At 65.5% G+C, this 22,738-nt stretch carries 23 protein-coding genes; 8 read left to right on the forward strand and 15 right to left on the reverse strand.

From position 1 onward, the window contains the following. The first annotated feature begins 53 nt into the window (after positions 1 to 53). The 7 genes from HDG32_RS26585 (at position 54) to HDG32_RS26615 (ending at position 8,585) form a co-directional block, all read left to right on the forward strand. A complete protein-coding gene (locus tag HDG32_RS26585) occupies positions 54 to 2,948 on the forward strand; it encodes a DUF4118 domain-containing protein (protein WP_184072022.1) in 2,895 nt (964 codons plus the stop codon). Beyond that, entirely contained in the window at positions 2,941 to 3,639 is a 699-nt protein-coding gene (gene kdpE / locus HDG32_RS26590) for a two-component system response regulator KdpE (RefSeq protein WP_176109149.1), read from the forward strand. The genes HDG32_RS26585 and kdpE overlap by 8 nt, the downstream gene beginning before the upstream one ends. 102 nt (positions 3,640 to 3,741) lie before the next feature. Continuing rightward, positions 3,742 to 4,062 (forward strand): quaternary ammonium compound efflux SMR transporter SugE, encoded by a 321-nt coding sequence (gene sugE / locus HDG32_RS26595; protein ID WP_184072024.1) that lies wholly within the window; start codon positions 3,742 to 3,744, stop codon positions 4,060 to 4,062. 232 nt (positions 4,063 to 4,294) lie between these two features. Then, on the forward strand, positions 4,295 to 4,906 hold the full coding sequence (locus HDG32_RS26600; RefSeq protein ID WP_090805650.1) for a DUF4126 domain-containing protein: 612 nt from the start codon (positions 4,295 to 4,297) through the stop codon (positions 4,904 to 4,906). Positions 4,907 to 5,007: 101 nt separating this feature from the next. Further along, positions 5,008 to 7,497, forward strand: coding sequence for an ABC transporter permease (locus HDG32_RS26605; protein WP_260336610.1), 2,490 nt, complete (start codon positions 5,008 to 5,010; stop codon positions 7,495 to 7,497). Between the two features lie 37 nt (positions 7,498 to 7,534). Further along, on the forward strand, positions 7,535 to 7,948 hold the full coding sequence (locus HDG32_RS26610) for a group II truncated hemoglobin (RefSeq protein WP_090803736.1): 414 nt from the start codon (positions 7,535 to 7,537) through the stop codon (positions 7,946 to 7,948). Then, entirely contained in the window at positions 7,941 to 8,585 is a 645-nt protein-coding gene (locus HDG32_RS26615; RefSeq protein WP_184072029.1) for a DUF924 family protein, read from the forward strand. The genes HDG32_RS26610 and HDG32_RS26615 overlap by 8 nt, the downstream gene beginning before the upstream one ends. A 54-nt stretch (positions 8,586 to 8,639) precedes the next feature. Here HDG32_RS26615 and HDG32_RS26620 read toward each other — a convergent pair whose 3' ends face one another. The 7 genes from HDG32_RS26620 to HDG32_RS26650 form a co-directional block, all read right to left on the reverse strand. Then, on the reverse strand, positions 8,640 to 10,691 hold the full coding sequence (locus HDG32_RS26620) for a glycosyltransferase family 39 protein (protein WP_184072031.1): 2,052 nt from the start codon (positions 10,689 to 10,691) through the stop codon (positions 8,640 to 8,642). A 282-nt stretch (positions 10,692 to 10,973) separates the two neighbouring features. Next, a complete protein-coding gene (locus HDG32_RS26625) occupies positions 10,974 to 11,720 on the reverse strand; it encodes an SDR family oxidoreductase (RefSeq protein WP_184021746.1) in 747 nt (248 codons plus the stop codon). Positions 11,721 to 11,785: 65 nt separating this feature from the next. Further along, a complete protein-coding gene (locus tag HDG32_RS26630) occupies positions 11,786 to 12,373 on the reverse strand; it encodes a TIGR00730 family Rossman fold protein (protein WP_184072033.1) in 588 nt (195 codons plus the stop codon). Positions 12,374 to 12,375: 2 nt separating this feature from the next. Continuing rightward, positions 12,376 to 13,101, reverse strand: coding sequence for a TetR/AcrR family transcriptional regulator (locus tag HDG32_RS26635; RefSeq protein ID WP_018419991.1), 726 nt, complete (start codon positions 13,099 to 13,101; stop codon positions 12,376 to 12,378). 280 nt (positions 13,102 to 13,381) lie between these two features. Then, positions 13,382 to 14,065: a diacylglycerol kinase gene (locus HDG32_RS26640; protein WP_184072035.1), complete on the reverse strand. Its 684-nt coding sequence runs from the start codon at positions 14,063 to 14,065 to the stop codon at positions 13,382 to 13,384. A 20-nt stretch (positions 14,066 to 14,085) separates the two neighbouring features. Continuing rightward, on the reverse strand, positions 14,086 to 15,117 hold the full coding sequence (locus tag HDG32_RS26645) for a glycosyltransferase family 1 protein (protein WP_184072139.1): 1,032 nt from the start codon (positions 15,115 to 15,117) through the stop codon (positions 14,086 to 14,088). A gap of 48 nt (positions 15,118 to 15,165) precedes the next feature. After that, the gene (locus HDG32_RS26650) at positions 15,166 to 16,107 is read right to left on the reverse strand and encodes a UDP-2,3-diacylglucosamine diphosphatase (RefSeq protein ID WP_184072037.1); all 942 of its coding nucleotides are present in this window, start codon (positions 16,105 to 16,107) and stop codon (positions 15,166 to 15,168) included. A 364-nt stretch (positions 16,108 to 16,471) separates the two neighbouring features. Here HDG32_RS26650 and HDG32_RS26655 point away from each other — a divergent pair, with 364 nt between their 5' ends. Then, positions 16,472 to 17,782: a site-specific integrase gene (locus HDG32_RS26655; RefSeq protein ID WP_184072039.1), complete on the forward strand. Its 1,311-nt coding sequence runs from the start codon at positions 16,472 to 16,474 to the stop codon at positions 17,780 to 17,782. A 531-nt stretch (positions 17,783 to 18,313) separates the two neighbouring features. On the opposite strand, the gene HDG32_RS26660 is transcribed toward HDG32_RS26655, so the two are convergent. Genes HDG32_RS26660 through HDG32_RS26695 form a run of 8 tightly spaced genes read right to left on the reverse strand, consistent with a single transcriptional unit; the run spans position 18,314 to position 22,141 of the window. Continuing rightward, complete coding sequence (locus HDG32_RS26660; protein ID WP_184072041.1) at positions 18,314 to 18,541, reverse strand: hypothetical protein; 228 nt, start codon at positions 18,539 to 18,541, stop codon at positions 18,314 to 18,316. A gap of 14 nt (positions 18,542 to 18,555) precedes the next feature. Continuing rightward, a complete protein-coding gene (locus tag HDG32_RS26665) occupies positions 18,556 to 18,723 on the reverse strand; it encodes a hypothetical protein (RefSeq protein ID WP_184072043.1) in 168 nt (55 codons plus the stop codon). Continuing rightward, positions 18,716 to 19,240, reverse strand: a complete 525-nt coding sequence (locus tag HDG32_RS26670) for a hypothetical protein (protein ID WP_184072045.1) — start codon at positions 19,238 to 19,240, stop codon at positions 18,716 to 18,718. The genes HDG32_RS26665 and HDG32_RS26670 overlap by 8 nt, the downstream gene beginning before the upstream one ends. A 4-nt stretch (positions 19,241 to 19,244) precedes the next feature. Further along, entirely contained in the window at positions 19,245 to 19,469 is a 225-nt protein-coding gene (locus tag HDG32_RS26675) for a hypothetical protein (protein WP_184072047.1), read from the reverse strand. After that, the gene (locus HDG32_RS26680; protein WP_184072049.1) at positions 19,466 to 19,714 is read right to left on the reverse strand and encodes a hypothetical protein; all 249 of its coding nucleotides are present in this window, start codon (positions 19,712 to 19,714) and stop codon (positions 19,466 to 19,468) included. The genes HDG32_RS26675 and HDG32_RS26680 overlap by 4 nt, the downstream gene beginning before the upstream one ends. Further along, complete coding sequence (locus HDG32_RS26685) at positions 19,711 to 20,178, reverse strand: hypothetical protein (RefSeq protein ID WP_184072051.1); 468 nt, start codon at positions 20,176 to 20,178, stop codon at positions 19,711 to 19,713. The genes HDG32_RS26680 and HDG32_RS26685 overlap by 4 nt, the downstream gene beginning before the upstream one ends. Next, the gene (locus HDG32_RS26690; protein ID WP_184072053.1) at positions 20,175 to 21,239 is read right to left on the reverse strand and encodes a hypothetical protein; all 1,065 of its coding nucleotides are present in this window, start codon (positions 21,237 to 21,239) and stop codon (positions 20,175 to 20,177) included. The genes HDG32_RS26685 and HDG32_RS26690 overlap by 4 nt, the downstream gene beginning before the upstream one ends. Continuing rightward, positions 21,236 to 22,141 carry a YqaJ viral recombinase family protein gene (locus HDG32_RS26695; protein WP_184072055.1) on the reverse strand — a complete coding sequence of 302 codons (906 nt, stop codon included), beginning with the start codon at positions 22,139 to 22,141 and terminating at the stop codon, positions 21,236 to 21,238. Before HDG32_RS26695 ends, HDG32_RS26690 begins: the two co-directional genes overlap by 4 nt. Between the last annotated feature and the right edge of the window lie 597 nt (positions 22,142 to 22,738).

The following is a 22,738-nucleotide window of genomic DNA, read 5'->3' on the forward strand; positions in this document are numbered from 1 at the left end:
GCCGTGCCACCATGCAGACACCGCCGCTCGCACGACTATCAAAACCACTGAGCATGAACCGCCCCGATCCTGACCAACTGCTCGACAAGCTGCAGCGCGACGAAGAAAAACGCCAGCGCGGCCGGCTGAAGGTTTTCTTCGGCGCGTCGGCCGGCGTCGGCAAGACCTATGCGATGCTGCAGGCCGCGAGCCGCCGCCAGCAAGAAGGGGTCGACGTGCTGGTCGGCATCGCCGAAACGCATGGACGCAGCGAAACCGCCGCGTTGCTCGCGGGGCTCGACGTGCTGCCGCTCGCGCAGATCGAGTATCGCGGCCGCAAGCTCGGCGAGTTCGATCTCGACGCCGCGCTCGCGCGCAAGCCGCAACTGATCCTCGTCGACGAACTCGCGCATTCGAACGTGCAGGGCGCGCGTCATCTGAAGCGCTGGCAGGACGTCTACGAACTGCTCGACGCGGGCATCGACGTTTATACGACCGTCAACGTGCAGCACCTGGAGAGCCTGAACGACGTGGTCGGCCAGATCACCGGCATCCGGGTGTGGGAGACCGTGCCCGATCGCGTGTTCGATCATGCCGACGAAGTCACGCTCGTCGATCTGCCGGCCGAGGAACTGCTCGACCGCATGCGCGACGGCAAGGTCTACATGGCGCAGCAGGCCGAGCGCGCGGTGCGCAACTTCTTTCGCAAGGGCAACCTGATCGCGCTGCGCGAACTCGCGCTGCGCCGCACCGCCGATCGGGTCGACGCGCAGATGCGCGAGTACCGCGCCGATCGGTCGATCCAGCGTATCTGGCAGGCGCGCGAGCGGCTGCTGGTGTGTGTCGGTCCCGGTCCGGAAGCGCCGGCGCTGGTGCGCTCGGCGGCGCGCCTCGCCGCGAGCCTGAAGGCCGACTGGCTCGCGGTCTATGTCGAAACGCCCGCGTTGCAGCGCCTGCCCGACGCGCGCCGCGAACGCACGTTGAACGCGCTGAAGCTCGCCGCCGAACTCGGCGCCGAAACCGCGACGCTCGCCGCCACCGATGCGCTCGACGCGTTGATCGGTTACGCGCAGGCGCGCAACGTATCGAAGCTGGTGGCGGGCGCATCGTCGCGCACGGGCGCGAGCCGCTGGCTGCGCCGGCCGCTGGGCGAGCGCATCGCCGAGAAGAGCGGCGATCTCGATCTCACGCTGATTCGCCTGTCGTCGGAGCGCGACGGCGGCGAGCAACGGCGGCTGTTGAACACGACCGCGAACGCGTGGCGCGAGGCGTTGAGCGCGGCCCGCGAGCGTCGCTCGCCGCCGCGCGCGTACGCGTTCGCGCTCGCGATCGGCGCGGCGATCACGTTGCTGTCGAGCCAGTTGATCGACCGCATCGATCTGACCAACCTCGTGATGTTGTATCTGCTCGGTGTGATCTTCACCGCGGTGAAGCTCGGGCGCGGGCCCGGTGTCGTGCTGTCGTTCGCGAGCGTCGCCGCGTTCGATTTCTTCTTCGTACCGCCGCGCATGTCGCTGTCGGTCTCCGACACGCAATACCTGCTGACGTTCTTCGGCATGCTGCTGACCTCGCTCGTGATCAGCCATCTGACTTCGAGCCTGCGCCACGAGGCGAGCGTCGCGCGACGCCGCGAGCAGCGCACCGGCGCGATGTACGAGATGGCGCGCGAGCTCGCCGCGGCGCTCGCGACCGAGCAGATCGTCGGCATCGGCACCCGGCACGTGAGCGAGGTGTTCGGCGCGCGTGTGGCGATCCTGCTGCCCGACAGCGCCGACCAGATCAAACAGAAGATCGAGGACCCCGACGCGGCGATCACGCTCGAAGGCGACGCGCTCGATCTCGACGTCGGCCAGTGGGTCTACGATCAGCAGAAGCCGGCCGGCCACGGCACCGATACGCTGCCGGCCGCCGCGGCGCTGTATCTGCCGCTGAAGGCGCCGATGCGCACGCGCGGCGTGCTCGCGGTGGTCGTGCGTGACGAGCGCGAGCTGACCGTGCCCGAACAGCGCCGCATGCTCGATGCGTTCGCCGCGCAGATCGCGCTCGCGCTCGAACGGGTGCACTACGTCGATATCGCGCGCGATGCGCTCGTCAACATGGAGTCGGAGCGGCTGCGCAATTCGTTGCTGTCGGCGATTTCGCACGATCTGCGCACGCCGCTGACGACGATCGTCGGGTTTTCGTCGATGCTCGCGCAGGGGCGGCAGGCGGGACAGGGGCGGACAGAAGGCGAGGTGAATGCTTCTTTGCGGACCGACGCGCAATCCGCCGCGCGGCGTGACGACGAACTCGTCGACGCGATCCACGAAGAAGCGCTGCGCATGACCGGCATCGTCACGAATCTGCTCGACATGGCGCGCTTGCAGGCCGGCAGCCTGCAACTGAACCAGCAATGGACGCTGCTCGAGGAGACCGTCGGCGCCGCGCTGCGCGCGTGCAAGCGTGTGCTCGCGGATCATCCGGTGCGGGTTACGCTGCCTGCCGATCTGCCGCTGCTGCATCTCGACGCGGTGTTGATGGAGCGCTTGTTCTCGAACCTGTTCGAGAACGCGGCCAAATACACGGCGTCCGGCACGCCGCTCGCGATCGGCGCGCAGCAGATCGACGCGGACGGCACGCCGTTCGTGCGCATCACGATCGACGACAACGGCCCCGGCCTGCCCGCCGGCATGGAAGCGCGCGTGTTCGAGAAGTTCACGCGCGGCGAGAAGGAGTCGGCGAAACCAGGCATCGGCCTTGGGCTCGCGATCTGCCGCGCGATCGTCGAGGCGCACGGCGGTACAATCGGCGCGCTCAACCGGCTGGCCGCGGATGGCCACGTCGAGGGCGCGCGCTTCTGGTTCACGCTGCCGGTCAAGACGCCGCCCGACGCCCCCGAGACGTTTGATACGCTCGAAGACGAAGGCGCAGCCACCGACACCGACACCGCCGCCGACCTCAACCCGCTCACCCGCCCCGCCCATGAGTGACCTGAGCATCACCGTCGTTCTGATCGAAGACGAGAAGCAGATTCGCCGCTTCGTGCGCACGGCGCTCGAAGGCGAGGGCATCGCCGTGTACGACGCCGAGACCGGCAAGCAGGGGCTCGTCGAAGCGGCGACGCGCAAGCCCGATCTCGTGATCGTCGATCTGGGCCTGCCCGACACCGACGGCCTCGACGTGATCCGCGAGCTGCGCGGCTGGAGCGAGCTACCGGTGATCGTGCTGTCGGCGCGTACCCAGGAAAGCGAAAAGGTCGCCGCGCTCGACGCCGGCGCCGACGATTACCTGACCAAGCCGTTCGGCGTGTCCGAGTTGCTTGCGCGGATCCGCGCGCATCTGCGGCGGCGCAATCACGGCGGCGCGAACGAATCGCCGCAGGTGCGCTTCGGTGCGGTCACCGTCGACCTCGCGCTGCGCCAGGTTACGCGCGACGGCGCCGCGGTCCATCTGACGCCGATCGAATACCGGCTGCTCGCGACGCTCGTGCGCCATGCGGGCCGCGTGCTCACGCACCGGCAGTTGCTGCGCGACGTGTGGGGGCCGTCGCACGTCGAGAGTCACCACTATCTACGCATCTACATGGCGCATCTGCGCGGCAAGCTGGAGCGCGATCCGGCGCAGCCGGAGCATATCGTCACGGAGACGGGCGTCGGGTACCGGCTGGTGGGCGCGGTGTGAATTCGTCCGCGATGCCGCTTCGTTATAATCTCCCGACGTAAGGACGACCTTGCGCCTGCATCAATCATCGGGGACGGCCCCATTTTTCATGGAGCTGTGTCGATGTCCTGGTTTCTTCTCCTGATTGCCGGTCTGCTCGAAGTCGCGTGGGCGGCCGGTCTCAAAACTTCCGAAGGTTTCACCCGCTTGTGGCCGTCCATCTTCACGGTCGTGACCGCGCTCGGCAGCTTCGTGCTGCTCGCGCTCGCGATGCGCCAGTTGCCGCTCGGCACAGCCTATGCTGTTTGGACAGGGATCGGCGCGGTCGGGGCGTTCATCTTCGGCGTCGTGATGATGGGCGAGGCGTTGACGGTCGCGCGCGTCGCCAGTGCGTCGCTGATCGTGATCGGCCTCGTCGGCCTGAAGCTGTCGTCGGGGCACTGACCGGGCGGCCACCTCTGCTCGGGGCGCGGCCGCCATTGCCTGCAAGCCACAGCGAAGGCTTCGCCGCTCTACGTTCTGCGAATTATCGTAGCTATAATGAGACAGAAACGACCTTGAGATTGCCCGCGGCCTGGCTGGCGCGGCCAGCTTGGCGAGCCTGATGGCTTCGGCGCGGAACGCCCGCTCGTTCCCGCCGCGGCGCCTGGCACGCACTGAACGCGTGGAGGCGGCCATGCTTGAATCACTTTCACTTGCAGCGGGCCTTTCATGGGGCAGCGGTCTGCGCCTCTATCTGACGGTCCTCCTGGCCGGCGTGTTCGAACGTCTTGGCCTGATTCACTTGCCGAACACATTGTCCGCGCTGTCATCGCCATGGGTGATCGGTGCGGCGGCCGTGCTGACGCTGGCCGAATTCCTCGCCGACAAGATCCCCGCGTTCGATTCGCTGTGGGATGCGATCCACACCTTCATCCGCATTCCGGCCGGCGCCGTGCTGGCCGCCGGCGCGCTCGGCCACGCCGATCCGACGCTGCTGAGCGTTGCCGCGCTCGCGGGCGGCACGCTCGCCGGCACCGCGCATCTCGCGAAGGCGGGCACGCGCGCGCTGATCAACCTGTCGCCGGAGCCGGTGTCGAACGTCGTCACGTCGACCGCCGAAGACGGCCTCGTGGTCGGCGGCGTACTGCTTGCGCTGTTCGTGCCGCTCGTGTTTCTGGTCTTGATGGTAGGCTTCCTGCTGCTCGCGGCGTGGGCATTGCCGCGATTGTGGCGTGGCGTGCAGGGCGGTTTTCGCGGCATGGCCACGCACATGGTGTCGCGATTTGCGAGGAGCAGGCACGATTGAGCGAAGCACTACCAGGATCCAAGGCGGGTTCAAGAACGCGCGCCGACACGAGACCGGCGCGGCGGCTTGGCGGCATCGATCTGTTGCGCCAGGCCATGCGGATGACGGCGCGCGACTGGCGCGCGGGCGAACTGACGATGTTGCTGCTCGCGCTCGTGCTGGCGGTCGCGGCGTTGTCGAGCGTCGGGTTTCTGGGCGATCGGCTGCATCAGGGGCTCGAGCGCGATGCGCGGCGCATGATCGCCGCCGACTTCATCGTGCGCGCCGATCATCCGGTCGATCCGCAATTCGCCGCCGAGGCGCACGCCCTGGGCCTGCGCACCGCCACCACGGCGATCTTTCCCAGCATGATCAATTCGACCGGCGCGCAGCCGGCGTCGCGGCTGGCCGCCGTCAAGGCGGTGTCGCCCGGCTATCCGTTGCGCGGCGCGCTGCGCATCGCGGCGGCGCCGGGTGCGGCCGATCATCCGGCGACGTCGATTCCGGCACCGGGCACCGTGTGGGTCGACCAGCAGCTGCTCGACGCGCTGAAGCTGAAGATCGGCGATGCGGTGAAGCTCGGCAATCGCAACTTCACGGTCGGCGCGCTGATCACGCGCGAGCTCGATCGCGGCTTTTCGTTCGTCAACTTTTCGCCGCGCCTGATGCTGAATGCCGCTGACGTACCGTCGACGGGCCTGATCACCTATGGCAGCCGCGTCACGTACCGGCTGCTGGTCGCCGGTTCAGACGACGCGGTCGCGCGCTTCGCGCAGTTTGCGCATGAGCACGTCGACGGCGGCAAGCTGCGCGGCGTCGCGCTCGAGTCGCTGCAGGACGGCCAGCCGCAGGTGCGTCAGACGCTCGATCGCGCGGGCCATTTTCTGACGCTCGTGTCGCTGTTGACCGCGCTGCTCGCGGCCGTCGCGATCGCGATGGCCGCGCACCGCTATATGCGCCGGCATCTCGACGGCTGCGCGGCGATGCGCTGTCTCGGCGTGAGCCAGGCCGCGCTGCGCGCGCTGTTCACGCTCGAATTCGTCGGGCTGGGCGTACTCGGCGGCGTGCTCGGCGTGGCGCTCGGTTATCTCGGGCATCTCGCGCTGCTGATGTGGCTCGGCGGCCTGATCGACGTGGTGCTGCCGCAGCCGACGCTGTGGCCCGCGCTCGAAGGCATCGCGGCCGGCCTCGTGCTGCTGCTCGGCTTCGCGCTGCCGCCGCTGTTGCCGCTCACGCGCGTGCCGCCGGTGCGCGTGCTGCGGCGTGAATGGGGCGAGGAGGGACGCACGGCGTGGGCCGCCTATGCGTTCGGCATCGTGCTGTTCGCGGGGCTGCTGATACTCGCCGCGGGGGAATTGAAGCTCGGGGGCATCGTTGCGGGTGGATTCGCGGGCGGGCTGCTGGTGTTCGCCGGCATCGCGCGGCTCGCGTTGTGGGGCGCGGCGCGCGTGGTGCGCAGCGAGCGCGTCAATGCGGGCATCGGCTGGCGCTATGCGCTGGCGTCGCTCGAGCGGCGCAGCAGTACCAGCGCGCTGCAGATCACCGCGCTCGGCATCGGCCTGATGTGCCTGCTGCTGATCGCGATGACGCGCAACGACCTCGTGCAGGGCTGGCGCAAATCGACCCCGCCCGATGCGCCCAACGAGTTCGTCATCGACATCCAGCCCGATCAGCGCGACGCGGTCACGCAGTATCTGGACGCGCACGGCATCGCCGGCGCGGCGCTGTCGCCAATGGTGCGCGGGCGGCTCGTCGCGATCAACGGTAAGGCGGTCGATCCGGATTCGTTCAAGGGCGAGGATGCGCGGCGACTGGTCGACCGCGAGTTCAACCTGTCCTACACGACGCAACTGCCCGACGACAACCGGATCGCCGCGGGAACCTGGTTCGGCGAGACGACGAAGCCGCAGATCTCGATCGAGCAGGGTCTCGCGAAGCTGATCAACGTGAAGCCCGGCGACGTGCTGCGCTTCGACGTGACGGGGCTGACTGTCGAGGCGCCGGTGACGAGCGTGCGCAAGCTCGACTGGGGTTCTTTCAAGGTCAACTTCTTCGTGCTGATGCCGCCGGTTTCGTTGCAGGATTTTCCGGCGACGTTCATCACGAGCTTCCATCTGCCGGCGGACAAACAGTCGACGATCGATGGCCTGATCGCCGCGTATCCCAATCTGACCGCGATCGATACCGGCCCGATCCTCGCGCAGGTGCAGCGCGTGTTGCAGCAGGTGATCGGCGCGGTGCAATTCCTGTTCGCCTTCACGCTCGCGGCCGGCGTGCTGGTGCTATACGCGGCGCTCGCCGGCACGCGCGACGAGCGTATGCGAGAATCCGCGCTGCTGCGTGCGCTGGGCGCATCGCATCGTCAGGTGCGGGCGGTGCAGGTGGCCGAATTCGTTGCGGTCGGCGCGCTTGCCGGCCTGATGGCGGCGCTCGGCGCGCAGATCGTCGGCTCGATGCTGGCCACGCACGTGTTCGAGTTTTATCTGGACTTCGATCCGTGGCTGCTGCCGGTGGGCATTGCGGCCGGCATCGCGTGTGCCGGTGTCGGCGGGTGGCTGGGTTTACGGCATGTGTTGGCGCGGCCGGCGCTGCAGTCGCTGCGCGACGCGTGAGTTTTCCTGGTGATGTCTTTTTGCTGTTGAGCAGGGTATGAGCGATTTGAACGACGAAGTGTCCTCGGACAAGCCGACGGCCTTCGAACTGGTGGGCGGCGAGTCGCGGGTGCGCGACCTGGTCGACCGGTTTTACGACCTGATGGATCTCGAGGCGGATTTCGCCGGGATTCGCGCGCTGCATCCGGCGTCGCTCGAGGGGTCGCGCGACAAGCTATTCTGGTTTTTGTGCGGCTGGCTCGGCGGTCCCGATCATTACATCGGCCGCTTTGGCCATCCCCGTCTGCGCGCGCGGCATCTGCCGTTCGCGATCGCATCGAGCGAGCGTGACCAGTGGTTGAGGTGCATGGCATGGGCGATGGAGGATGTCGGCTTGCCGGAACCGCTGCGCGAGCGCCTGCTCGGCTCGTTCTTCGAAACCGCCGACTGGATGCGCAACCGCAATGGCTGACACGCCGCACCACGCCGCCTCGGCACCGTACTCGGTCGAAGCCGACTATGCGGCGCTCGCGCCGCGGGCGCGCGAGGTTCTCGACTGCTGGTTCGGTGCGCCGGGCACGCCGCAGCGCGGCACGGAGCGCAAGTTCTGGTTCAAGCGCGATGACGCCGTCGATACGATGCTGCGCGAACGTTTCGGTAACCTGATCGATGCGGCGAACGCGGGTGAGCTCGACGCATGGAAGAGCACGCCGTTGGGTGCGTTGGCGCTCGTCATCGTGCTGGACCAGTTTTCCCGCAACTGCCATCGCAATACGCCGCGCGCCTTCGCGACCGACGGCAAGGCGCTGCAAACCGCGCAACGGATCATCGCGAGCGGCGCCGATCGGCTGTTGCCGGACGTGCAGCATCGCGCGTTCGCGTATCTGCCGTTCGAGCACGATGAAACGCTCGCGAGCCAGCAGGAGTCGCTGCGTCTGTTCAAACAGCTTGCGGCGGAGCCGGGCGGTGACGGCTACTATCAGTACGCGCTGCGCCACGCGAAAGCGATTGAACGATTTGGCCGCTTTCCACATCGCAACGGGTTGCTCGGACGTGAATCGAGCGACGAGGAGATCGCGTTCCTGCGCGAGCCCGGTTCGTCGTTCTGACTCGACGCGGACGCGCGCGCGAGACACTCGGCCGGCGCGACGCGTTGCGCGGCTCTATTCGTCGCCGTGCAGCTTGCCCGCCATCGGCGTGCGCACGAAGACGCGCAACAGCTCATCCGAATCGCCCGGTCGCGCACCGGACCAGAACAGCCGCCATTCGCCGGCCGGCGGCCGCGCGTTGTCGCGGCGGCTTTCCTCGATCAGCCAGGTGCAGGCGGTCGTGCGCGGATCTTCGCTCGGCTGATGCACGATGCCCGTGTAGTAGAAGAGCATCGGCGCTTCGGATTCGCCGAGTCCGGCGCTTGCCATGCAGTCGCCGTCGTTCCATTCGATATCCATCTTCGCGCCGAGGTCCCGGAACACCGAGCGGTAGCTTTTCGCGTAGTCGAGCCACGGCAACAACAGCGTGCTGACGAGCCCCCAGACGAGCATCGCGCCCGCGCACCAGCTGAGCGCGCCGCGCCATTTGCCCGCGTACTTGAACGACGGCAGCAGCCACAGCCAGCCGATCGTCAGCAGCAGCGCGCCGACGATCAGCGCGGGCGAAATCGGCAGCACCCAGTCGAGCGGCAGCCAGCGGCCGAGCAGATGCAGCGACGCATGCGTGCTCGCGGGGGTCGTCATGATCGACCAGACGAGCCACACGAGCGCGGCCGCGCTGCCGAACAGCACTCGGCTAGTCATATCCCAGCCGGTATGCAGGCGCGCCGGCAAACGTTCGACGCCCTGCATCGCGACCAGCGCGAGCGGCGCGATGAACGGCAGGATGTATAGCTCGCGAACCGTCGCCGAGCTTTGCAGCACCGCGAAACCGATACCCGCGAACAGCACCGGCAACGCGACGCGCGGATCGCGCCAGCGCCGCCATGCGCCACCGGCGAGCGCGGCCAGCGCGAGCGGTACGACCGGAAAGCCGACGCTCACCACGGTGCGCAGTACGAACAGGTGGCTCTCGTTTTCGGAGCCGAGCTCGGCGACCGAAAAACCGAAGAAACGCCCGACGTTGTTATCCCACAGCCACACCTTGAAGAGAGCCTCTGAGCGCAGGTAGAAGCAGATCGGCCAGATCAGCGCGAACGGCGCGGAGACGAGCGCGGCGAGGCCGAGCGCGCCGGCGAAGCCGCGGCTGCGGCATGCGGGATAGAGCAGCAGCGCCGCGCAGGTGGTGGCGCCGAACACGAGCGGTACGAACAGCCCCTTGGCGAGCAGCGACACGCCGACGCCCGCGCCGAACATCGCCGCGCCGCTGATGATCGCGTGACGCCGCCCGCGGGCATCGAGCGGTTCGGTCTGCCGGGCGGCTTGCGAGTGCATCGGTAAATACGACGCGGCGCGCGGGTCGTCACGCAGATGCACGAGTACGAGTTCGAACAGTCCGCAAAAGCCGAGCGCGGCGCCGGCCATCAGCGCGACGTCGGTCATCATGTCGTGCACGTGCTTGACGACGACGAGCGTGCCGCCGAACAGCGCGAGCGTGCCGATCACGCGCAGGTCGAACCAGCTCGACGCAGCGACCGCGCGACGCGCGACCCGCGCGGTGTAATACACCGTCAGGCCCGCGAACAGCGCACTCGCGAGCCGTGCCGCATCGTGCAGCGGCAGATAGCGGCCGAACATCCACGCGAGGCCCGTGGCGACCCAATCGTAGATCGGCGGCTTTTCGACGAAGGGCTGGCCGGCATTGGTCGGCACGACGAGGTCGCCGGTATCGAGCATGTGCTGGACGATGCCGAATGTGTAGGTTTCGTCCTGCTTCCACGGTTCGTGGCCGAGAATGCCGGGGGCGAGCCACGCGCACAGGATCGCCAGCGCGACCAGCCACAGCAGCGGGCGGATCGCCGCGAGCGCGCGCCAACGCTGCAGGCCGCGCGTTGCGCGGTCGGCAGAAACGGCGGAGCCCGATGGATGGGCGGTGTCGGCGCTGTATACCGCTGCGGCCGAAGCCGCGGGGTCCCCGGCCGCCGGCTGGCTCTGCGCGCCGGCAAACGGGTGCGCGGTGCCGGCGGAAAGCGAAGCCTCGTGCGCGTCACCTGCTGGAGCGGCCGAGGTCGGGGCCGTCGCGTTGGCACTGTGCGCGCGCCAGCGCGTGGACTGCTTGTGTTGCATGGAAGTCTCTGGTCAGCGTACGCGGCGGCGTTGGCCTCGTACTTATGCTTTGCTTACGTCGCCTGCAGATGCATACGATCTGGTCAATTGTAGCGCCGCATTATTACTGAAGATTACACACGAACGAACGCGCGCGCATTCGATGCGCGACTGTGCCGGTTTCATGAGAAATCGACCAGGGTTCATGGGGAAAGAGGAGAGGGGGAGCGGGCTGGAAAGGCGCGGCCGTAGTGGACCGCGCCAAGTGTTTAAGGCTTGCGCCGCGTTGCGTGCGGCGTTCGCTCAGCGGCCGCCGGCGACGTCGAACAGCGCGCCCGTCACGTACGACGACGCGTCGCTGAGCAGCCACACGATGGCCTCGGCGACTTCGTCGGCGCGGCCGGGGCGGCCGAGCGGCGTGGTCGCGCCCAGTTGCGCGGCGCGCTCGGGCTTGCCGCCGCTCGCATGGATCTCGGTGTCGATCAGGCCCGGACGCACCGCGTTCACGCGCACGCCCTGCGGGCCGAGCTCTTTCGCGAGGCCGAGCGTCATCGTGTCGATTGCGCCTTTCGACCCCGCATAGTCGACGTATTCGTTCGGCGAACCGAGCCGCGCCGCCGCCGACGAAACATTGACGATCGCGCCGCCCGCGCCGCCGCGCTGGGTCGACATGCGCCGTGCCGCTTCCCGTGCGCACAGATAGGCGCCGAGCACGTTGACGTCGAACACGCGTTTCAGACGCGCGAAGTCCATATCGGCGAGCTGGCTCGACGGCGCGACGATGCCCGCGTTGTTGACGAGCGCATCGATGCGGCCGAAGGATTGCTGCAGCGTATCGAACATACCGGTCACGTCGGCTTCGTTCGCGACATCGCCGGCGATCGGCACCGCGCGGCCGCCCGCGTGTTCGACCTCTGCGACCGTCTGCTGCGCGGCGGCGAGGTCACGCACGTAGTTCACGCCGACGCACCAGCCGCGCGCGCCAAGCAGACGCGCGGTGGCACGGCCAATGCCGCGGCTGCCGCCGGTGATCAGAACAGCTTTCGTCATCGCAATCTCGTCGTTGGGGTGGTGCGTGCGCGGCGCGCTTCGCTCGGGTTCGGCGGACCCGGGATTCAGATCGCGTCGCTTTGGACCGCCGCCCATTTGTCGCGCGCGGGCGGCGCGTAGCGTTGCAGCTTGCCGATCAACGCGAGCGGATCGGCGTCGATCTGCAGCATGTCGAGATAGGTCTTGCGCATGAAGCCTTCGTCGACGGTGTGCTGAAGCAGGTCGATCAGCGGCGCGTAGAAGCCGTCGGTGTTCAGGAGTGCAACCGGTTTGCCGTGGTAGCCGAGCTGCGCCCACGTGAAGACCTCGAACAGCTCCTCGAGCGTGCCCGCGCCGCCGGGCATCGCGACGAACGCATCGGACAGCTCGGCCATCATCTTCTTGCGATGATGCATGTCCGGCACCACGTGCAGTTCGGTCAGGCCGTTATGCCCCACTTCCTTGCTGACGAGCAGCTCGGGAATCACGCCGATAGCGCGGCCGCCTTCGGCCATCACGGTATCGGCGATCACGCCCATCAGCCCCACCTTGCCGCCGCCATAGACGAGCGCGAGATCGGCCTCGACCAGCGCACGGCCGAACGCGCGCGCCGCCTGCGCATACAACGGTTTGGCTCCCATCGAGGAGCCGCAATAGACACACATCGACTTCATGCTCAACTGTCCTTCGATTCGTTGCGAGGCGCGGCGCCTTCACGCGGCGGCAGGTAGTCGTAGAACTCGCGCTTGGGCAGCGTGCCCGATACGAGGTCGTCGAACAGCTGACGCGAGCGGCCGCGCAGGTAGGGCGCCATCAGCGAGACGATCTGCACGCTGACCTGATGCAGCTCTTCGCGGATCGCTTCCTGCTCGTTGTATTTGCGCGGATTCATCACGAACTGATATGACAGCCAGTACGTGCCGATCACGCCGACGTTGGTCGCGATCACCTGCATTTCCTGCGGCGTCGCGACCATTTCGCCGTCGGCGACGAGCTGTTCGCAGAACTGGCTCGCGAAGCGCACCTTATGGCTGATGATCTGCTTGAAGTGCGTCTCGAGCGTGCGGTTGCGCGCGAGCAGGTCGTTCAGGTCGCGGTACAGGAAGCGGTAGCGCCACGTGAAATCGACCATGTACTGCAGATACGACCACATCTCGTCGATGGTCGCGCGATGGTCGTCGGGGAAACGCAGACGCTTCTCGATCTCCTGCTCGAACTGGCTGAAGATGCTGTTGATGATGTCGTCTTTGTTGCGGAAGTGGTAGTACAGGTTGCCTGGGCTGATTTCCATTTCCTCGGCGATCGTCGTCGTCGTGACGTTCGGCTCGCCGATTTCGTTGAACAGCTTCAACGACAGTTCGAGAATCCGTTCGCGCGTGCGGCGGGGAGGTTTGGCTTCCATGTCGTCCGGCCCTGGTTATGCCGGGCTGGGCGCGTGGCGGCGTGCCGCTGCTGCGTGTTCCACCCGGATGCGGTTGGTATATTGAGCTCTCCCGAACCCGCCGACACGCGGCGGGCCCCCCGAAAGGGCAGGATGAGGCGAGGCGCGGATCCGTTTGCGCGAGCGCTTTCCTGTGAGACTGTTAAACGATTATAAACCGAGCGTTCTAATACCCAACCGCCTGCGCGGATTTTCATCCTGGGGGGCGTGGCGAAGCGTGCGCTTCAACCCGCATCGAACCTCAAAGCCACGCGCGAACCCAGCCGACGACCAGCGGCCCGACGATGACTCCCCACGTCATCACACACATGCCGAGCGCGACCATCACGGCCGCACTGCCGAGATCCTTCGCGCGACGCGACAACTCGTGACGTTCGAGCGAGATCCGGTCGATTGCCGCTTCGACGCTCGAGTTGAGCAGCTCGACGATCAGCACGAGCAGCACCGAGCCGAGCAGCAACACGCGCGACACGGGATCGACCGGCACCACGAGGCCGCACGGAATCAGGATCGCGGCCAACGTGAGTTCCTGACGAAACGCGCTTTCCTCGCGAATCGCAACGCGAAAACCGGCCAGCGAGTTTTTCATCGCGTGCCATGCGCGCGTGAGGCCGCGGTTGCCTTTGTAGGGGTTGAAGGGCAGCGGGGCGAGCGGGTCGTCGGGGCTGAGCGGTTCGTTGGGGGCGTCGTGGCTCGAGTCGCGAGTCGTGTCGTGGGTGGCGTCAGGTTGCACGCCACCCGCGACGCTGGCGCCGCCGGTCATGGTCCTCGCGCCGTTCACCCGATGCACGGTATCCGCATGCCCGGTCATAACCGGCTCGCGTACGTCGTCGAACGGTTCGATGCTGGTGGTGTCGCGGGTGGACTCGACGGCGCGCAGTGCGCCGTTCGACGCGCCTTCGGCGCTGGATCGACTGCTTCGCATGGATGGCTCCGCGCGCCGCATCACGCAGCGGCGCTTTCCTCACGATACGCCGTCTCGCGCAGCGGCTTCAGATGCGCGGCGAATTGTGCGGACGCCGCTGCCCACGAGAAGCGCTCGGCCCATGCGCGCGCATGCAACCGATCGATCTTCAGTGCCTCCAGACACGCTTCGCGCAGATCCTCGTGCATTGCACCGGCGCCGCCGTCGCCGAGCACGTCGATCGGGCCGGTGACCGGATATGCGGCCACCGGCGTGCCGCATGCGAGCGCTTCGAGCAGCACGAGTCCGAACGTGTCGGTGCGGCTCGGAAACACGAAGACGTCGGCGGCCGCGTAGACCTTCGCGAGTTCGGCCTGCGACAGCACGCCCAGATAGTTGACCTGCGGATAGCGCGACTTCAGTTCGGCGAGCGCCGGACCTTCGCCCGCGACCCACTTCGAGCCGGGCAGGTCGAGCTGCAAGAATGCCTCGACGTTCTTCTCGACCGCCACGCGTCCCACGTACAGGAAGATCGGCCGCGCGGTGTTGAGCACCTTCGAGTCCATCGGACGGAAGATTTCGAGATCGACGCCGCGCGTCCACAGCACGACGTTCGTGAAGCCGAACTTCTCGAGGTCCTGCTTGACGACGGGGGTCGGCGCCATTACCGCGAGCGACGGCTTGTGGAACCAGTGCAGAAACCTGTAGGTCGCCGCGAGCGGAATGCGAAAGCGCGCCTGCACGTACTCGGGAAAGCGCGTGTGATACGCGGTCGTGAACGGCAGCTTGTGTTCGAGCGCATACGCGCGCGCGGCCATGCCCAGCGGACCTTCGGTCGCGATGTGCAACGCGTCGGGCGCGAAACGGTCGATGCGCTCGCGCAGCCGGCGGCGCGGCAGCAACGACAGGCGTATCTCCGGGTAAGTCGGGCACGGGATGGTGCGGAATTCGAGCGGCGTCAGCAGATCGACCTGATGGCCGAGCGCGGTGAGTTCGCGCCGGGTGTTCTTCAGCGTGCGTACGACACCGTTGACCTGCGGCTCCCATGCGTCGGTGACGATCATGATCTTCATCGCGTTGTTCATCGCTGCGGGCCCTGTGGAAGTGGAGAGTGGAAGTGCTCAGGCAGTGGCGCGGGCTTTTTGCGTGCCCGCCTGGGGCGCGCGCAGCGCAGTCCAGAAGATCACCTTGAGCTCGCCTTCATAAGTCTCGACGAGCGCCGACAGACTCTCGACCCAATCGCCATCGTTGCAATAGAGCACGCCATCGATCTCGCGCATCTCGGCCTTGTGGATGTGGCCGCAGACGACGCCGTCGCAGCCGCGGCGACGCGCTTCGTCGGTCATTACGCGTTCGAACGACGAGATGAAGTTGACCGCGTTCTTGACCTGATGCTTCAGGTATTGCGACAGCGACCAGTACGGAAATCCGAGCTTGCTGCGAATGCGGTTGAACCAGCGGTTCAGCACGAGGATCATCGTGTACAGCGTGTCGCCGAGATAGGCGAGCCATTTCGCGTGCTGGATCACGCCGTCGAACAGATCGCCGTGCACGATCCACAGCCGCTTGCCGGCGAGCGTCGTGTGGAACGCTTCGCCGCGTACGTGGATGTCGCCGAACGCGAGGTCGCAGAACTGGCGCGCGGCTTCGTCGTGATTGCCGGGCACGTAGATGACCTGAGTGCCTTTGCGCGCTTTGCGCAGCACTTTCTGCACGACGTCGTTGTGCGCCTGCGGCCAGTACCAGCCTTTCTTCAACTGCCAGCCGTCGATGATGTCGCCGACGAGGTACAGGTACTCCGATTCGTTGTGGCGCAGGAAGTCGAGCAGATATCCCGCCTGGCAGCCGCTCGAGCCGAGATGGATATCCGAGAGCCAGATCGTGCGATAGCGATGCGGATCGTCGTGGCCGTCATCGGGATGATCGGCATGGGCATCGAGTGATGGCGTCGCGGGCAGCGGCAGGCCGTGTTGAGTAGAACCCGGAGCGGGCCGGAACGCGACGGGGTCGACGCTCGGTCCGGTTTGACGAAACAGGGAAGTCGCGGACGTATTGGGGTCCATGGCTCACGCGTCGAGTGGCGGTGCCCGTATTGGGCCGGGTGCGCGTGACTTCGGCGTGACAGTCATGAGAAGTTCTTATTACGGAGGGGCCTTGGCGGGGCCTGTTTTTTCGTTGTTCTGGCTTGGTTGGCCTCTCCTTGTTGTCTTATCGGTCTATTAGCGTTGCCCCTGTGCGGGGCTGCCAGACCATCCTTTGATGTTGTCTGGTGTATTCTTTTGCTAATGAAATCAAAGTCTTATGTCTCAGCATGTCCTGTCGTATCTCGCTATGTCTTCGGCTGAACTAGTCTCGAATTAGTCTCGGCTGAAGAAAACTGGAGACTGCGAAGTCTCCGCGATCTGACAATCGGACGGACTTGACAAAATGGCAAAAGAACGAATCAACAGAGAACTGCTCAGACGGCTCGAACGCGAGCGCGAAGCGACGATCAAAGCCGGCGGCCAGCCGCCGGCGCTGCGCGAAGTATACGACGACCAGCTGACCGGCTTCGGCGTACGCATCCGCGCAAACGGAACGCTGTCGTTTCTGTATCGCTGGACCGCGCCGGACGGCCAGCAGAAAATCACGATCGGCCGACCGCCGATGACCGTCGACGAAGCGCGCGACGCGATCCGCGCCTTTATCTCGCGCACCGATCACAAGGCCGACACAACGCCGGCGCGCGTCGCAAAGCACGAGCGACGCGTAGCAGACGCCAAGAACGTCGGGATGCCGACCGTCGGCGACTATCTCGATGGCGACTATCGGACGTTCTGGCTCGGTACGACCAAAAGCGAGACGCCCGAGGCGAATCTGAAACATATCCGCCGAGACTTCGCCGATCTGATGAACAGGCGGCTCGACGAAGTCTCGCGTCCGATGATGAAAAAATGGATCGAGAAACGTCTCGCGGACGGCTGCAAGCCGACAGGTATCAACCGCGTGCTCGGATCGATCGGCGGCCTGTTCACGCACGCCGTTGAGCACGAGATCGTGACCGCGAATCCGTGCGCGCGTCTGCGTTCCAAGGTCGACGCAGAAGATGACGAGCACGGCCGCGAACTGACCGCCGACGAAGAACAGCGACTGCGCGCCGTGCTCGACGCGCGCGATGCGCGTATCCGCGAAACAGGCACAGACGGCCGCCGGCTGGCGGATCTGTCGAGCAGGCATCGGACGTTCGCCGACTACGTCAAGCCGGCGGTTCTGTTCGCGCTCAATACCGGCCTTCGTCGTTCTGAACTGATGCGCGCGCGCTGGACCGCGATCGACTGGAAAGCGAAAACGTTCACCGTCGAGCCGTGGACGACCAAGGTCAAGCGCTCGCGCGTGATACCGCTGAACGCCGAAGCGTTCGCGATCCTGAAGGCGTGGCGCGATCAGACGTTCAAACGGTTCGAATTCATCTTCACGAACGAACTGGGCGAGCCTGTGCGCGCCGTACGCGACTGGACGAAGATCTTGACCGAAGCGCAGATCAAAGACTTCCGGTTCATGGATACACGGCATCACACGGCCACGCGTCTGATCAACGAAGGCGCGGCGCAGTATCACGTCCAGAAGTTGCTCGGTCACAAAGACAGCCGCATGACGCAGCGATACATGAAGGCGCGCGAGTCGAAACTCGCGGAAGCGATCGCGCTGCTCGATCGTCCGCGTACAGAGACCGACGACGACAGCGTACAGGCCGCATAAACGAAAAGGCCCGCGCGTTGAGGGCCTTGTTGCCGGATCGGACGCCCGTCATTTGACGGGCTTTTTTTTCGTCCTTGCCGCGGCGGCCTTGACGGGCTCGGACCGCTGCTGCGCGACCGGCTGTTCTGCTACTGGCGGCGCGCTCGTACTCGTACGCGCACGCGTGTGCGACTTCTCCCACTCGTCGACGGCGACGAGTGTGATGCGGACCTTGCGCGTACCGACGACAACTTCCGCCGGCCCCTCGCCTCTGGCTCGCAGGACGTAGTAATGCGACCGCGCAAACCCGTATCGCTCACAGAACTCGTTAATCGACAGCGACGCGATAGGTTCACTTATTGCCGGGCTATCCACCATCGTGACCCCCTCTCAGATTTTCAATCTCGATAAGATCCGCGATCGTATCGAAACAGACCTCGCACAGACCGCTGATGCGCGTCTCGATCCAGCCCGCATCGCTGAATACGTTCGCGTCGCTGAATACCTGGCCGCAGCAGCGACAGCGCGTTCGCTGCGCGCGCTGCTCTGGCGCTACCAGTTCGCCGGATCGATGCATGCGGCCTCACCCCATGTGCAGACGCCACACATCGAGCCCGCGTACACGACCTTTCCGTCGAGTACGCCCGTTACACACGGCGTCTGTCCGCAGTTTTCGCACTCGCGACCGTAGTCCGGCACCCACTCGTCGACAACGACAGCTTCGGGTACGACGTCCGGCGCCCTGAACTTCGCGCGCCGCTTGGCGTTCCGAGATGACATTGGACGTCCCTCCCTTAAAGACAGCTTCCCGCCGCCGCGATCCAGCGAACGAGCCAGATAACGCCCGCGCTCGCGCCCGCCATCACCAGCGCGAACAGGGCGATCGCCATCAGCACGATCATGGTGACGACGATCAGCCCTCCCGGCGCAAGCGGTCGCGGGATACGCGGCGGCTCATTCATCGTCGTCGTCCGGCTTCTCGGCCTTGACGTCGACCGCGTCGCTCGAGTTCAGCGACGCCGGGATCTCGTGCTTGAGCAGGCCGACGAGCTTCGCCGTCTCGTCGGGGTTCGGCAGGACTTGCGCGCGCGCCATGCACGAGCACGTCCCGCCCTCCTTGACGAGTATCGCGAGTTTGCCGAAGGTCGCGTCAGTGAACAGCAGATCGCCCTTCGTGCCGCGACCGTTGCCCGTGTGCAGATGCAGGCCAACCGGCGCGAATTCGCCCGCCCAATGCAGCGTGCCCAGCTGCGGGTTCTTCACGTGAGTCATGTGCTCGGCGTCCGGCCCGAGCAGATCAGGATCGTCCGATGCCGTGTACAGCGACGGTCGAAGCGTCGGACTCAACTGGTCGAGCGCGTGGTTCGGCAGGTCAAAGCCGAGCTTGATGTCGACGGCCGTTTTTTCCTCGTCGCCATGCAGTTCCGTCCTGATGTTCAGATGCAGGATCTTCACCGGCACTTTGCTAAATTCCAGCATGGTCCTACTCCTTGATCGAGGCGATAAAGTTGCGTGATTCGCGATAGAAGCGCTCAAGCGTGAGGATCGCGGCTTCGTCTGTCAGGCGCGTGAGTTCTTCGTCGACGTCGAGCATCGCCTTGAATCCGGCATAGAACGCGATGCGCATCACCTGAAACTGGATGGCCGGCGCGTTCGGCGAGATGCATTGCACGGCGAATTCGGTCCAGCGGTCTTCCATCGTTTTCATTGCAGCGCCCTCAAGAGGTTGAACATGATCGCGACGCGAGCCGCATCCGCGCAGTCCGGATTGGTGTCGATCCAGTCCTGTTCGTCGGGCGTCGGTTCGCGCAGTTCGCCGCCTTCGTAGACCGACCACGTGCGGCAGTACAGACAGATCCCGACATCGCCATCGTGCGGAACGTGCGGGACCGAGGCGATCGCCGTCTGATCGTCGATCGGCTTGTCGCATACCCGGCAGTGGATTCTGTTCACGGCTGGACTCCTGCGATGGGCTCGCGGGCTTCGTACGCGAGCAGACACGCGAAGCGCTGCGTACGTTCCTCGATCGTGCCGGCCGGTGCCAGCCGCTGGAGATGGTCGAGCAGCGTGCTACTCGCCACCGCGCGCGACACGCCGAACATATGCGCGATGCGCGCCTCGACGATGCACTCGCCAAGACCGATCAGGCCATGCACGAACTCACCGAGCGCGGAGTCTGGATCGATCGTCACGCTCGCGCGGGCGAACAGATCCGTAGGCGCGACCATGCGCAGCACGATGTCTCGCAGCGCGAACGAATCGATGCACTGATCGGCGCGCGGGCTATCGAAGGACGCGCAGACGACCTTCGAGAAAAGCTGGTACATGAGATCGTCGATCATCTCGCTCGACTCGTCATCGATCGCGGATCCGAACGCTTCTTCGATCTCGGCGCGCGTAGCGTATAGCGTCATCATGCGTCTCCCTTCTCGAAGTCGGCCGCGAGCGTCGAGTACAACTCGCCCAGTTCAGTACGCAGCGCTTCGTCGCCGATCACGGACTTGACCAGATCCGCCGCGGCGTCGAGCTCGTCCTTCGTTTTCGCGGTCTTCAGCCGGTCGGCGACGTCCGCGTACGTGTACTGCGGCGCGACTGATCCCTCGCTCGCGGCGGCGGCTTTCGCTCCCTTCTTCGCTTTCATGCGGGACTTGACCGTCTCGGCGCGCGAGCCGCCGCCGGCCGGCTGCGCGACGTTCGCCGCGGGATCGTCGCCGACTTCGAACCACTCGGCCGGCGTCGACATGCCATCGCGCAGCGAGTTGTAAATTCGCTTGAGCGAGACCGCGAGCGCGGGCGTGAGCGCCGACATATGACGCTGGATACGCTTCTCGATCATCTCTTTCGTCACGCCGAACGTTGCGAAGCGCTCGATCATCTGCGCGATCAGTTCGTCGTTCACCTCGACCTTTGTCGCGAGCGTTGCCTCGCACTGGCGCACGGCCGTCTCGACGACATCGCCATCGATCAGCGCGAGGATGCAGGCGCGCTTGCGGCGCGCGCCGTAGTTCGCGATCAATTCGTAGATGTCGCGCTCGTCGCGCAACGCATAGCCGCCCTGTTTCGTGTCGCGCCAGTGGCGCACCGTGAACGTGCGCACGTCGCGATAGTTCGTCTCGTAGTCCCAGGCATACGCCAGACACTCCGACACGCCATCGCGCCGTGAGAGCTCCTTGACGCCCGCTTCCATATTTCCCCAGCGCTTCGCGAGCGTCTCCGCCAGCCGGATCGACGGCCCGCTGATATCGTTCCCGCCGCGCGAGTACTGGTACGTCGCTTCCTCGGCCAGTCCCGGGCGCATACAGTCCTGAAGGATCTTGTCCATCGCGCGACGCGGGTCCCGCGGCTGCGCCCGCGCGTACATCAGCGCCGCCTGGACCTCGGCGATGGCCTTCGACTGCTCGATCGCGATCAACGCGCCGGCGGCCGCCGGTTGCGATGGCTGGCTATCGAACGGATTCGCTGCGATAACGTCACTCATTGCGTGGCTCCTTTCTTCGCTGAAAACCGGAAGTCGACATACTTCATCGCTCCCACTTCGTACGCCTTGCGCTCGATGATCCTGCGCGTGTAGCCGCCGCCGTTCGGCAGCAGACCGACCGACGCTTCGCCCATCAGGTGCAGGATTCTGGCCTTCGCTGCGTCCGCGCCGTTCTCGAATAGCTGGCTCTGTTCGGCAAAGTCGAGGCGCGCGTAGTGCAGCGCTTCGGCTTCGGCCGGCAGCGTGACCGTTTCGCCGTTCGTGCTCGGATACATCCGCCGTAGCAGCGGGATCGCGCTCGGATGGCGATAGTCGAGCGTCGGCGCTTCGCGACGCTCGACGTAGGCCCAGAAGTCCGCTTCACCCTGTTCGATCAGGTCGATCATCTCGGCGTCGCGCTCGACGTGATAAACCTCGAGGCGGTTACCACCGATACAGGCCGCGAGATGCCACACGTCATAGCCCGAGACGGCCAGATAGTGCGCGCACTGGAGCATGTATTCCGGCGGGATCTCGTCGGAACCCGGCTCGCCCCATTCGCCGAAGCGATACGACAGCGCATCGACGTTCTTCGCTTCGAGTCCTTCGCGCCTGCCGTCGATCGTGCGGTCGTAGTTCGCCAGCATGTGCCCGTACTTCGGGTGATACGCGAGCCGGTTGTGCCGGCGCAGCTTCACGCCGTAGCGTTGCGCGTACTCGTCGGCGATGACCTGTTCCATACGCTGGCCGAAGCGCATACGTTCCGCCTGATCAGGCAGCACGAGCGCGTCGAACGTGTCGTCTGTTTTCTCCTGATACAGCGCAAACATCGTTTTGTGTCGCGACTGCCCGAGCGCCGCCGCGGCGTCCGAGCCGCCGACGCCTTTCCTTCGTTCTGCCAGCCATTCATCGCGTGAACCCATTTCTACCTCCGCTACAGAATCCATAACGAGGCGCAAACGGCGATGTGCCTGTGCCGTCGCTCCTGCTGTTAGTACCGCACGTTCCGCTGTACCTGCTTCGGCAGCCACGCCGACGAGATATCAACGCGCGGCGTGTCGAACTGCAGACGCATCGCGAGCCAGCGTCGACGAAGCGGACGCGGGATGTCACGCAGTACGTGACGCCATGACATCGCAGAGCAACGTTTTTCGAATCGAATAGCCATAGTCGGACCTCGCGCGTTCGCGATCGGATCGATCAGGTTGTGAGGTACTACGGGACGAGCGCGATCTAGTCGTCGTCGACGAATGCCGGCTCGGGAAATGACGGACGCGGGACCGTGATTGATACGGGTCCCGGTGACGATCCTCGGTTATTCGCGCAGCCCTTTCTGTCTCACATATTGGTCGTTATATCCGGCGATACATAAGTCTTTACGTCCGAAGACTTAAACAGACGTCAATGAGCAATAAAGGACATGGATACCGGATGAAGATTGATCCTAGATTGCCTTTTAGCGGATTTCAATCACGATTTTTTTGGGGACAGGGGACGACGCAATCAACGATGCAACGCAC

Source organism: Paraburkholderia sp. CI2 (assembly GCF_014201055.1).
GTDB lineage: Bacteria > Pseudomonadota > Gammaproteobacteria > Burkholderiales > Burkholderiaceae > Paraburkholderia > Paraburkholderia tuberum.